The following is a 10,774-nucleotide window of genomic DNA, read 5'->3' as shown; positions in this document are numbered from 1 at the left end:
GGTACGGCTTACGCTCACCCATGCCATCAGTGCAGCTCAGCCACACCCATGGTCACAATCCACCGCCATATGATTGTCACTCACAGTGACTAGTCATACTGGAACGCTCGGCCACAAAACTCCCTCTCAGGCCGATCGAGACCGTGTGCACTTCAGCTTTGTGCCCTCCCAGTGGCAGGTCTGCTGGTAGCCGGAGCGGAATGGGGCGCCGACCCACGGGTAGCTGTCGTCGGACTGTTTACTCGGCATGACACCGGTGAAGTTCGCGGCGTCGTCGATGCTTCCGGTGCCGGTGTACCTGGTCTGCATCGGATAGGGGTACACGGGCCGGGTGCGGACGGTCCGGTCGCCGTTCTTCTTGGCCGCGATGATCTTCTGTGGGGCGGTGCCCTTCTCGACCCAGTCGTAGACGGGTGTGAACAGGTCGAAGGTGTCGGGTCCGTATCCCTGCACGCAGTGGTAGACGCCGGGGAACAGGAAGGTTCGGGCGAACCGTCCGGTGGCCTCGGGGCCGCCCATCCGCTGGGTGAGGGCGTGGTGGTAGGCCAGGGTGCTCTCGGTCGGGATGGCTGGGTCGGACCAGCCGTGCCACATGATGAGCTTGCCGCCGCGGTCGCGGAAGCGGGTAAGGTCGGGGTCGGTGGAGTCGTAGATCCCGCTCATCTCACGCAGCTTCTTGAAAGTGCGCAGGTCGAAGCGGTGGTCCTTCAGGGTGTAAGACGCGGGCGGGTTGGTCCAGGACGAGAAGTACTTGAGGTAGTTGTAGCCGAGGGCTTCCAGGCCGCCGGTCTGGCCTTGGGGCGCGATCACGTAGCCGAGCCAGGCCGCCTCGGTGCCCTTGGCGAGGCCAGCCGGGAACAGCCGCCGGCCCTTGGCGTCGACCGGCCCCTGGTAGATCTTGCGGACCACGTCGACCTGGTCCCTGGTCAAGCAGGTCGGCTGGGGCGAGGCCGTGGGGCAGCGCAGCGTGCCGGGATCGAAGTCGCAGTCGCGCGGGTTGTTGATGAGGCCGTCGGTGAGCCCGTCGCCGGCGTCGCAGGCCTCCATGACCTTGCTCTGCAGGAGCGGCAGCTTGTCCGGGCCGAGGATCTGGCGGCCCTTGCCGTCGATGTTGACGGTGGCGATCCAGGGGAAGAACTCGCCGGCCAGCGCCACGAGGTTGTTGCCGGGGGCGCCGGCGATGATGCCGTCGAAGTCATCGGGGTAGCGCTGGGCCTCCATCAGCGCCTGCCGGCCGCCGTTGGAGCATCCGGCGAAGTAGGAGTACCGGGGTGCCTGCCCGTAGTAGGCCTTGGTGACCGCCTTGGCGACGAGCGCGGTGACGTGCTCGGACCGGTAGGCCATGTCGACTCGAAGCTGCGGGTCCGAGTGGGCCCAGAGAGCATCCCGCGAGTCGACGCCGATGTGGCCGCCGTTGCTGGCGCCGAGGACGACGCGCCCGTCGTCGGGGGGCGCGCATCCGCCGGGGAGGAAGTGGTTGGGGTTGTCGGGGGCGGCGAATCCGCAGAAGCCGCCGCAGCCGAGCTGCACGTAGCGTCCGGTCCAGCTCTGTTCGGGTAGTCGGAGCTCGAACTGGATCTGGGGTGAGACGTAGCCCTTGACCTGGCAGTAGGCGGGCTTGCCGGCGGTGGCCGGGACGTGCGTCGCGGAAATGATCTTTGTGGGGGCGTCGGGGAGGCCGGTGAGGTCCAGGCCGGTCAGCTGCTGGCAGGAGATCGTCGCGGCTGATGGCGTCGTGGTGCCGGCTCTGGCAGGCGTTCTGCCGGTGAGTGTCTGGGCGGCCGTCGCCGCGAGCAGGACGGCCATGACACTGGCGGCGATCAGGAGGATACGTCTGGATTTGGGCAGGCTTACGCGTCTCATGGGATGGGGTGTCCTTCCGCCGGGGGTGCAGCAGAGGCCGGCTCTGCTGCGGTCGGAGAATGGTGAGGGCGTTGTGGGGGGCCGAGCCGTCAGTTGACCTGGCGGCTGCGGCCCGACCAGTACGGTGCGCGAAGCGACTTCTTGTCGATCTTGCCGGAGGGGTTGGTGGGCAGGGAGTCGACGAAGTCGACGCTCTTGGGGGCCCAGACGCTTCCCTTGTGCTGCTTGACCAAGGCGATGAGCTCGTCGGGGGAGACCGAGATGCCCGGCCGGACGACCACGAGCGCCTTGACCGCCTCACCCCACCGCGGGTCCGGGACACCGATGACGGCGCATTGGGCGACGGCGGCGTGAGTGATCAGAACGTCCTCGATCTGGCGCGGGAAGACGTTGAAGCCGCCGGTGACGATCATGTCCTTCTTGCGGTCGACGATGAAGACGTAACCGGTGTCGTCGATGTAACCGATGTCACCGGACCGTACCCAGCCGTCCTGCATCGCCTCGGCGTCCCGCTCGGCATCGACGTATCCGACCATCTGCCCGGGCTGGGAGGCGCAGATCTCACCGGTCTCGCCCGTCGGCAGGACGCGCCCATCGGCGTCGCGGATGGTGAGGTCGACGTGGTACATCGGCCGCCCCGCCGAGGCCAGCCGGGCGATTCCCTCGGGGGAGTCGAGGCGGTGGTCTTCCTTGCGCAGGCAGGTCATGTAGCCGGGTTCGGTTCCGGCGTAGGTCTGGGCGAAGATGCGCCCGAAGGCCTCCAGGGCGCGCCGGAGCCCGTCGGGAGCCATGGGCGAGCCCGCGTAGATGATCGTGCGGAGCGTGGACAGGTCGGCCTTCTCGCGGCGGGGATGGTCCAGCAGCATGTACACGATCGTGGGGACGACGGCGGTGGCCGTCACACCCTCCCGCTCGATGGTGTCCAGCAGCAGGTCCAGGTCGAAGCCGGGCAGAAGGACGTTGGTCCCGCCCCTCATGAACACGGGCATCACGAAGGTCTGGGTGAAGTGGGTGAGCGGCGCGGCGTGCGCGAAGACCTCGCCGGGCCGGATGTCGCCGATCTCCAGGCCCGCGGTGATGGCGTAGTGCGACCAGGTGGCGTGGGTCTGCAGAACGCCCTTGGGGACGCCCGTCGTGCCGGAGGTGAACCCGACGAAGGCCAGGTCGTCGTTGCTGATGTCCACGCCCGGGTCGGTGGAGGGCTTCGACCCGAATGCGGCCTCGTAGTCGAGGACGCCCGGCGCCGGGGCCCCGCCTCCGAGCCGGACGACGTGCCGGAGTTCGGGGAGGCGGTCGCGGATCTGCGCGATCTGGTCATCGAAGGACTCGTGGTAGATCAGCGTCGAGGCCTGGACCTCCTCAAGGTAGTAGTGGAAGTCCTCGGCGGAGGCACGCGTGGGCATCTGGGTGACCGCCGCGCCCGCCTTCCAGATCCCGCACATGGTGGGGATGAACTCCAAACAGTTCGGCATCAGCAGCCCGACGCGATGCCCGCTGCCGATCCCGAGGCCGGTGAGTCCGTTGGCGACCCGGTTGGCCCATTCGCGCATCTGCACGTAGGTGAGGCGCCGTTCGGCGTCCACCAGGGCCGTGCGGTCGGCGTAGTAGGTGCACGTCCGGTCGAAGACCTTGGGCAGCGTTCCCCACATGGCGTCTACCTTCCTGATCCTGTCGTGGCCGAGGACTGCCGTGCTGGATTGCCGATACTGGGTGGACCGCTGCAGGGCGACGGCAGTCTCCTGCCGTGCCCGGTGGTACTCGCGGGAGGTCTGGTCAACGAGTTCGGCGACGCTGAGGATCTCGGTGATACCCGAGACGCTGTGGCCTGCGCTCCACACGTTGCGCTGGTTGAGGAGCCGCTGTTGCGCGAAGCCGTCCGCGGCGGGGAGCGCGGCCTGCGCCGTCACCTTCTCCAACCATTCGTCCAGGAAGTTGGCCGGTAGCCCACTGAGGGCGGTGGTCAGGGTGACGTCGTCGAGGGTGGAGTCGACCAAGGCTTGCCGGAAGGCCTCCTCGGCGAGGCTCTCGGTGGTCGCGATGAACTTGGTGCCCATATAGGCCAGGTCGGCGCCCAGGACCTGGGCGGCCCACAGCGCGGCGCCGTCCGACACGCCGCCGGCGAGGACGAGAGGTCCGTCGAATCGGTCGCGGACGGCCCGGACGAACGACAGTGGGTTCGCCCAGCCCGTCTGCCCCCCGGCGCCCGCCGTCAGCAGCACCAGGCCGTCGACGCCCACGTCGATCGCGCGCTGGACGTGGCGCATGCTCGCGACGTCGGCGAAGACCAGGCAGCCGGCGTCATGCAACGGCCCCAGGACCGGTGCGGGTGACCCGACGCTGGTGATGACGAGGGGTGCCCCATGGCGGATCAGGGCGGCGACATCCCCTTCGAGCCGCTGGTTCGAGCGATGCACGACCAGGTTCGCGGCGAACGGCGCGGCCGCGTCCTCCATGTCACCGAGACCGGCGGCGATCTGCTCCAGCCAGCCGTCGAGTTCGAGGGGTGTCCGCGCGTTGTGCGTGGGGAACGACCCCACGACTCCGCTGCGGCAAGCCGCGACCACCAGATCGGGCCCCGACACATCGGTCATCGGGGCCGCAACGAGTGGCAGCGCTAGACGGTCGAGCTGGCCAGGCAGGGCCATCACCCCTCCAGAGTGAAGATCCGATGGTCGATCCAGCGATCAAAACATTCGCGTGTAGTGGCTACTTGGTGTCGTAAGTAAATATCGATTAATCTCGACTTGGCAAGAGCATGCGGCATGACAACCAGTGCGGAGGTTCTGCGTGGACCGTCTCGTCCAGATCGCCGGCGTCGGGATGACCCCGTTCGCCAAACCCAGTGCCAGCGTCGCCTACACCGTGCTGGCCGAGCAGGCCGCCCGCGCCGCGCTGGCGGACGCCGGCATCGACTACCGCCGGGTGCAGCAGGCGTACGCCGGATACGTCTACGGGGACTCCACCTGCGGGCAGGCAGCCTTGTACGGCCTCGGGCAGACCGGCATCCCGATCGTCAACGTCAACAACAACTGCTCCACCGGCTCCTCGGCGCTGTGGCTGGCCCGCCAGGCCGTCCAGAGCGGGGCGGTGGAATGCGCGCTGGCCGTCGGTTTCGAGCAGATGCGTCCAGGTGCGCTCGCCAGCGTGTGGGAGGACAGACCCGACCCCCTTGAGCGCTTCGAGACGGTGATGACGCAGGTCCAGGGCCTGGACGCGCACGCACCGGTCGCCGCGCAGTTCTTCGGCGGAGCCGGCCAGGCCTACGCCGAAGCGCACGGCACCGCACCCGAGACGTTCGCAAAGATCTCGGCCAAGGCCCGCCGGCATGCCGCCGGTAACCCCCACGCGGTGTTCCGCACGGCGCTGACCGAGGAGGAGGTGCTGGCGTCGCCTCACATCCACGGGCCGCTGACCCGCCTGCAGTGCTGCCCGCCCACCTGCGGTGCGGCCGCCGCGGTGGTCTGCAGCCCAGAGTTCGCGCGGCGGCACGGCTTGGACACCTCCATCGTCATCCGCGCGCAGGCGCTCACCACCGACACGGCGTCCACCTTCGACGCCGCAGACATGCTGAAGGTCGTCGGCTACGACATGAGCCGAGCCGCCGCCGACCGCGTCTACGCCGACGCCGGTGTCGGGCCCGACGACATCGACGTGGTCGAGCTGCACGACTGCTTCACCACCAACGAACTCATCAGCTACGAGGCACTCGGCCTGACCCCGGAAGGGACCGCGGAAAAGTTCGTCCTCGACGGCGACAACACCTACGGCGGAAAGGTGGTCACCAATCCGTCCGGCGGACTGCTGTCAAAAGGACACCCGCTCGGCGCCACCGGCCTCGCCCAATGCGCCGAACTGGTGTGGCAGCTCCGCGGCCAGGCCGACGCCCGGCAGGTCGAGGACGCCCGGCTCGCCCTCCAGCACAACATCGGGCTCGGCGGCGCCGCCGTGGTGACCCTCTACGAGAGGACCGCCTGAGATGGCCCCGGCCTCCGACGCGGTCGGCCTGTCCACCCCGCCCTCGACCATCGACGTGGAGCGCGGACGCCTGCGGCTGTTCGCCAAGGCCATCGGCGAGACCGACCCCCTCTACACCGATCTCGACGCCGCCCACACCGCTGGTCACCGCGACCTGCCCGTCCCCCCGACCTTCCTGTTCTGCCTGGAAATGGACCGTCCGGACCCGTTCGCCTTCCTGTCCGAAGCCGGGATCGACCTGGAACGCGTCCTACACGGCGAGCAGAGCTTCACCTACCACGCCCTCTGCTACGCCGGCGACAGCCTGACCTTTGAATCCAGCATCACCGACGACTACGAGCGCAAAGGCGGCGCACTGCGATGCCTCGTGCGCCAAACCCGCGTCACCAGGGCCGACGAGCCGATCGCCGACCTCAGCAACGTCATCGTCGTCCAGCAATCGAAGGCCCGAGCATGACGCCCCTCACCGAGTTGCGCGTGGGCGACGAACTGCCGCCCTTGCGGCTGCCGAGAATCAGCCGGACGACGCTGGCCCTGTACGCGGGCGCATCAGGCGACCATAACCCCATCCACATCGACATCGACGCCGCCCGTAAGGCCGGGCTCGACGACGTCTTCGCCCAGGGAATGCTCTCCATGGCCTACCTCGGCCGGCTCTTGACCGGCTGGGTGCCCCAGGACCGCATCCGGTCCTACAGCGTCCGCTTCACCGCCATCACCCCACTCCACGCCGAGCCGGTCTGCACCGGCCGCGTCACCGCGATCGAAGGCGACGGAGAGCGTAGAGCCCGCCTCGACCTCCAGATCGCCCTGGACGACGGCACCATCACCCTGCGCGGCCAAGCTCTCATCGCACTGGCATGACATCACCGGAAAGGACCCTCGTGGGAACACTCGACGGCAAGATCGCCTTGGTCTCCGGCTCCGGACGCGGCATCGGCCGCGCCATCGCCCTGAAACTCGCGAGCCACGGCGCCCGCGTCGTCATCAACGACCTCGACCCCGAACCGGCGGAGGAGACCCTGGCTGCGATCAAGGCCGCAGGCAGCGAAGCCGTCGCCTGTATCGGCAGCGTCACCGACGAAGACTTCGCCGACCGGTTCGTGGCCACCGCCGTCGACACCTACGGCGGTGTCGACATCGTGATCAACAATGCGGGCTACACCTGGGACAGCGTCATCCAGAAGATGACCGATGAACAGTGGGACGCGATCCTGGACGTGCACCTCAAAGCGCCGTTCCGCATCCTGCGTGCCGTCCAGCCGGTCATCAGCGCCCGCGCCAAGGCCGAACAGGCCGACGGTCACCGCGTCCACCGCAAGATCGTCAACATTTCCTCGATCGCAGGGCTCGGCGGCAACGCCGGCCAGGCCAACTACGGCGCGGCCAAGGCGGGCATCGTCGGCCTCACCAAGACCCTCGCCAAGGAATGGGGCCGCTACGGCGTCAACGTCAACGCCGTCGCCTACGGCCTCATCCGCACCCGCCTCACCGAGGCGGCCGCCGACACCGACACCACCATCGACGTGCAGGGACGCCAGATCAAGGTCGGCGTCAACCCCGGCCTGCTCACCGCGATGGAACAGATGATCCCGCTCGGCCGGGCCGGCACCCCCGAAGAGGCCGCCGGAGCTGTCTACCTGCTGTGCCTGCCAGAGTCGGACTACATCAGCGGCCAGGTCGTCGTCTGCGGCGGCGGCTACTCCTGAACGGACCTAACATTCCCCACGTGATGCCGACCGAGGACAAGACCGCCATGACGCGGACGAACACGCGCCCGGTACGCAACAGCCGCCCCCGCGACCGCAAGGCGCAGATCGTGGCGGCCGCCGCCGACCTGTTCCACCGGCACGGCTACCACACCGTGACGATGGAACAGATCGCCGGAACGGTCGGCATCACGGCCGGGGCCCTCTACCGCCACTTCCGCAACAAACAGGAGCTGCTTGCCCGTACCGTCGACGACGGACTCGCGGTGTTCGAGACCGCCGTCCGAGACACCGCGCCAGGAGACATCGGCACACTCCTGGACGTCATGGCCACCCTCACCCTGGACCGCCGCGATCTCGGCGTCCTCTGGCAACGCGAATCCCGAAACCTGCCCGACACCGACCGGGACCGGCTACGCCACCGCTTCCGCAGCATCGCCGAAGACACCGGGCCGCTCATCCAGGCGGCCAGACCCGGCCTCACCACGGCCGACGCCGACCTGCTGACCTGGGCACTGTTCGCCGTCTTCGCCAGTCCCTCCCACCACACCGCACAACTTCCCCGCGCACGCTTTCACGCCCTCCTTCAGAATCTCGGGAACGCCGTGATCTACACGCCCCTCCCCGAAACCCAGGAGACGAGTGACCTGCCCCGCGTCGAGACCGCCGGCCTGTCCCGCGCGTCCCGCAGGGAATCCGTCCTCGACGCCGCCGCGCGCCTGTTCGGCCAACGCGGCTACCAGGCCGTCAGCATGGAGGACATCGGTGCCGCCGCCGGCATCAGCGGCGCAGGCATCTACAACCACGTGACCGCCAAATCCGAACTCCTCGTCGCGGCCCTCACCCGCGCCGCCGACGCCCTGCACATGGACGCCTCTCGGATCTTCGCCACCGCATCCACTCCCGGCCAGGCCCTCAGCAGCCTCCTCCGGTCCTACATCGACCTGACGCTGACCTCCAGCCACCTCACCGGCGCCCTGATCACCGAGGTCGTCCACCTTCCCGACGACCAGCGCCACACCATCCGCCGCCTGCAACACGACTACGTCGGCGAATGGGTCCAGCTCCTCACCACCGAGACCCCCGACCTCACCGAACCCGAAGCCCGCGTGATCACCCAAGCCGTCCTCGCCATCGTCAACGACCTGGCCCGCATCGACCATCTCCGCCGACGCCCCCGCCTCAACGATGACCTCGCGGCCCTCGGCCAAGCCGTCCTCACATCACCGCGGCCAAACACCCCCTGATCCGGTGCCCGGTACCTCGACTCGCCGGGGACGTGCCCCCCGCGACGTCGCTCATAAAGCCCGCCCAGTAGCCCTGTTCGTCGCTGCACCCGTTCCCCGGGCCACTGGGACCCCGCAAAACGTCGAAGCGCCGACACTTTCGACGTCGGCGCCTCGCGGTAGGGGTGGGTCAGCAGCAGGCGGTGCCCGTCGTGCTCTTCTCGGGCGCTCCGGTGCCGACCGCGACGGGGACAGCGCCCGTTGCGGAGGGCGTCTGGGGAGTGCAGCACGCTGAGGACTCGGTCTTCGCGAGGGTGTCGGCGTCGGCCTTGACCACGTAGACCTCCCAGGGCTCGTTGCCGGGGCCGGTGACCCAGACCTTGTCCTGGAGGGCGTAGCAGCAGGCGGTGTCGTTCTCCTCGCGGGTGGCCAGTCCTGCGGCGGCCAGGCGCTCGGCCGCGTCGGTGACCAGGCCCGAGTCCTCTACCTCCACGCCCAGGTGGTCCAGGCGGGTGGCCTCCTCGCTCTGGCCTTCGATCAGGACGAGCTTGAGCGGGGGCTCGGCGACGGCGAAGTTGGCGTAGCCGGGACGGCGCTTGGCCGGCTCGGTGCCGAACAGCTTTGTGTAGAAGGCGACCGAGGTCTCCAGGTCGGGGACGCGGAGCGCGAGCTGGACGCGGGACATGAGCTTCCTCCTTGAGATGGAACGGGCGTAGGGCAGGTCAGATGCGGGTGCCGAACCCGGCGGCGAGCGCGGCACTGAGGTGATGCCCCATCATCAGTTTGATTCGATGTCTGTCTAATCAGTCCAGCATGACCCTAACATAGATAGGTGTCAAATTAGAGGCGCCTCGAATTAAAGGGTCCGCCGGTCACCAAGCTCCATGGTCTGCCGCGAGGACGACGAGGTCTCCGTGTGCGAATGGTCCCCGCTGGATGGTCCGCGGCTTCTGGGTGGTTCCGCTGTCGGAACCAACCGCCTCGAACCGTCACAGGCAAGAACGCGCAGCCGGCTCTCTGTCGTCCAGGCGAAGGTCGCCGCTGGAGGGGGGCGAGGAGGCCTGACGGTAATCAGCCAGCAGAGTTGGCACAGGCGTCCGGGGGCGAGGGTGGGGCGCGGGATGCCCATGCGCAGGTGTTCGCTGTGGTGCACGGCCTCGTCCAGCAGCATCGCGACGTGATTGCCGTGCAGCCGGTAGATGATGCGCTGCCCGGCGCGTTCACCCTCGACCAGGCCCAGCAAGCGCGAGAGGTGCGGCTGGTGGGAGAGTGCGAACGCTCCATGCTCACCACTTCGGCCAGGTCGGTGACGGCGCAGGGGCCGTGGCGGAGCCGTCCGAGAATCAGCAGGCGGGACGGGGTGACCCTGGCGCCATCGCGCCGACCCGCCCCGTCCGCGACGAGAGCGACACCCGCGTTCGCGCCCTGCTCGCCGAACTCCTGATGGCTCCGGCATCGACCGCCCTTCCGCATCCGACGTTCATCGTCTATCGTCGATAGACGATGAATGAAGAGAAAGGACCGCTCGACCGGCGGACCGCCACCGAGTACGCGTCGTGGTTTAAGGCGCTCGCCGACCCGACCCGCATCCAGATCGTGTCCCTCCTTGCGCGGCAGGGACGGCCGATGAACGTCGGAGAGATCGTCGAGGCTGTCCACGTCGGGCAGTCGACCGTTTCAGCGCATCTCAAAGTGCTGTCAGACGTTCGGTTCGTCCTGGTCGACCAGCACGGCACCGCCCGTTACTACCGGATCAACCAGGCGTGCGTGCAGTGCTTCCCCACCGCCGCCGATCTGATCATGGGACTCCCCGCACCGGCCGCGCCGACCTGCCCACCCGAAGGGGACACCTGATGCCCGACTCCGGCACCGGTGGCCGTTCCACCCCTGAGGCCATCGTCGCGCGGTACTCCGGCCTGGCTCGGCTCGCCCTGGCCGGCGGGACCCCACAAGACGGCGGCACCTGCGGCGACACCCCCGCACCGTGTGCCGGCCCATCGG

General features: G+C 68.5%; 9 protein-coding genes. 6 read left to right on the top strand and 3 right to left on the bottom strand.

Translation table 11 applies throughout. The annotated features are described in order from the left end of the window. Window positions 1-126: 126 nt before the first annotated feature. Window positions 127-1,863 (bottom strand): tannase/feruloyl esterase family alpha/beta hydrolase, encoded by a 1,737-nt coding sequence (locus ABGB11_RS25065; RefSeq protein ID WP_347636454.1) that lies wholly within the window; start codon window positions 1,861-1,863, stop codon window positions 127-129. Between the two features lie 89 nt (window positions 1,864-1,952). Next, on the bottom strand, window positions 1,953-4,454 hold the full coding sequence (locus ABGB11_RS25060; protein ID WP_347636453.1) for an AMP-binding protein: 2,502 nt from the start codon (window positions 4,452-4,454) through the stop codon (window positions 1,953-1,955). A gap of 196 nt (window positions 4,455-4,650) precedes the next feature. Between ABGB11_RS25060 and ABGB11_RS25055 the strand changes: the two genes are divergently transcribed. From ABGB11_RS25055 to ABGB11_RS25035, 5 genes are read left to right on the top strand one after another with little or no spacing between them, the layout of a single operon-like run. Beyond that, on the top strand, window positions 4,651-5,838 hold the full coding sequence (locus tag ABGB11_RS25055; protein ID WP_347636451.1) for a lipid-transfer protein: 1,188 nt from the start codon (window positions 4,651-4,653) through the stop codon (window positions 5,836-5,838). A gap of 1 nt (window position 5,839) precedes the next feature. After that, the gene (locus ABGB11_RS25050) at window positions 5,840-6,295 is read left to right on the top strand and encodes a MaoC family dehydratase N-terminal domain-containing protein (protein WP_347636450.1); all 456 of its coding nucleotides are present in this window, start codon (window positions 5,840-5,842) and stop codon (window positions 6,293-6,295) included. Further along, entirely contained in the window at window positions 6,292-6,702 is a 411-nt protein-coding gene (locus ABGB11_RS25045) for a MaoC family dehydratase (protein WP_347636448.1), read from the top strand. The genes ABGB11_RS25050 and ABGB11_RS25045 overlap by 4 nt, the downstream gene beginning before the upstream one ends. Before the next feature lie 20 nt (window positions 6,703-6,722). After that, complete coding sequence (locus tag ABGB11_RS25040; protein ID WP_347636447.1) at window positions 6,723-7,547, top strand: SDR family oxidoreductase; 825 nt, start codon at window positions 6,723-6,725, stop codon at window positions 7,545-7,547. Window positions 7,548-7,570: 23 nt separating this feature from the next. Next, complete coding sequence (locus ABGB11_RS25035; RefSeq protein WP_347636462.1) at window positions 7,571-8,794, top strand: TetR family transcriptional regulator; 1,224 nt, start codon at window positions 7,571-7,573, stop codon at window positions 8,792-8,794. A 169-nt stretch (window positions 8,795-8,963) separates the two neighbouring features. On the opposite strand, the gene ABGB11_RS25030 is transcribed toward ABGB11_RS25035, so the two are convergent. Continuing rightward, the gene (locus ABGB11_RS25030) at window positions 8,964-9,458 is read right to left on the bottom strand and encodes an ArsI/CadI family heavy metal resistance metalloenzyme (RefSeq protein WP_347636446.1); all 495 of its coding nucleotides are present in this window, start codon (window positions 9,456-9,458) and stop codon (window positions 8,964-8,966) included. 818 nt (window positions 9,459-10,276) lie between these two features. Between ABGB11_RS25030 and ABGB11_RS25025 the strand changes: the two genes are divergently transcribed. Continuing rightward, window positions 10,277-10,627 (top strand): metalloregulator ArsR/SmtB family transcription factor, encoded by a 351-nt coding sequence (locus ABGB11_RS25025; protein ID WP_347636444.1) that lies wholly within the window; start codon window positions 10,277-10,279, stop codon window positions 10,625-10,627. Window positions 10,628-10,774 lie beyond the last annotated feature (147 nt).

The organism is Actinomadura sp. B10D3 (assembly GCF_039871695.1).
In the GTDB taxonomy this organism is placed as follows: domain Bacteria; phylum Actinomycetota; class Actinomycetes; order Streptosporangiales; family Streptosporangiaceae; genus Spirillospora; species Spirillospora madurae.
Note: the sequence above shows the minus strand (reverse complement) of the source record. Positions and strands in the feature narration are given on the sequence as shown.

Excerpts from the sequence above, each read along its gene's own strand:
- ABGB11_RS25045 (WP_347636448.1), top strand. The coding sequence starts at position 6,292 with ATGACGCCCCTCACCGAGTTGCGCGTGGGCGACGAACTGCCGCCCTTG.
- ABGB11_RS25030 (WP_347636446.1), bottom strand. The coding sequence starts at position 9,458 with ATGTCCCGCGTCCAGCTCGCGCTCCGCGTCCCCGACCTGGAGACCTCG.
- ABGB11_RS25065 (WP_347636454.1), bottom strand. The coding sequence starts at position 1,863 with ATGAGACGCGTAAGCCTGCCCAAATCCAGACGTATCCTCCTGATCGCC.
- ABGB11_RS25025 (WP_347636444.1), top strand. The coding sequence starts at position 10,277 with ATGAATGAAGAGAAAGGACCGCTCGACCGGCGGACCGCCACCGAGTAC.
- ABGB11_RS25050 (WP_347636450.1), top strand. The coding sequence starts at position 5,840 with ATGGCCCCGGCCTCCGACGCGGTCGGCCTGTCCACCCCGCCCTCGACC.
- ABGB11_RS25035 (WP_347636462.1), top strand. The coding sequence starts at position 7,571 with ATGCCGACCGAGGACAAGACCGCCATGACGCGGACGAACACGCGCCCG.
- ABGB11_RS25060 (WP_347636453.1), bottom strand. The coding sequence starts at position 4,454 with ATGACCGATGTGTCGGGGCCCGATCTGGTGGTCGCGGCTTGCCGCAGC.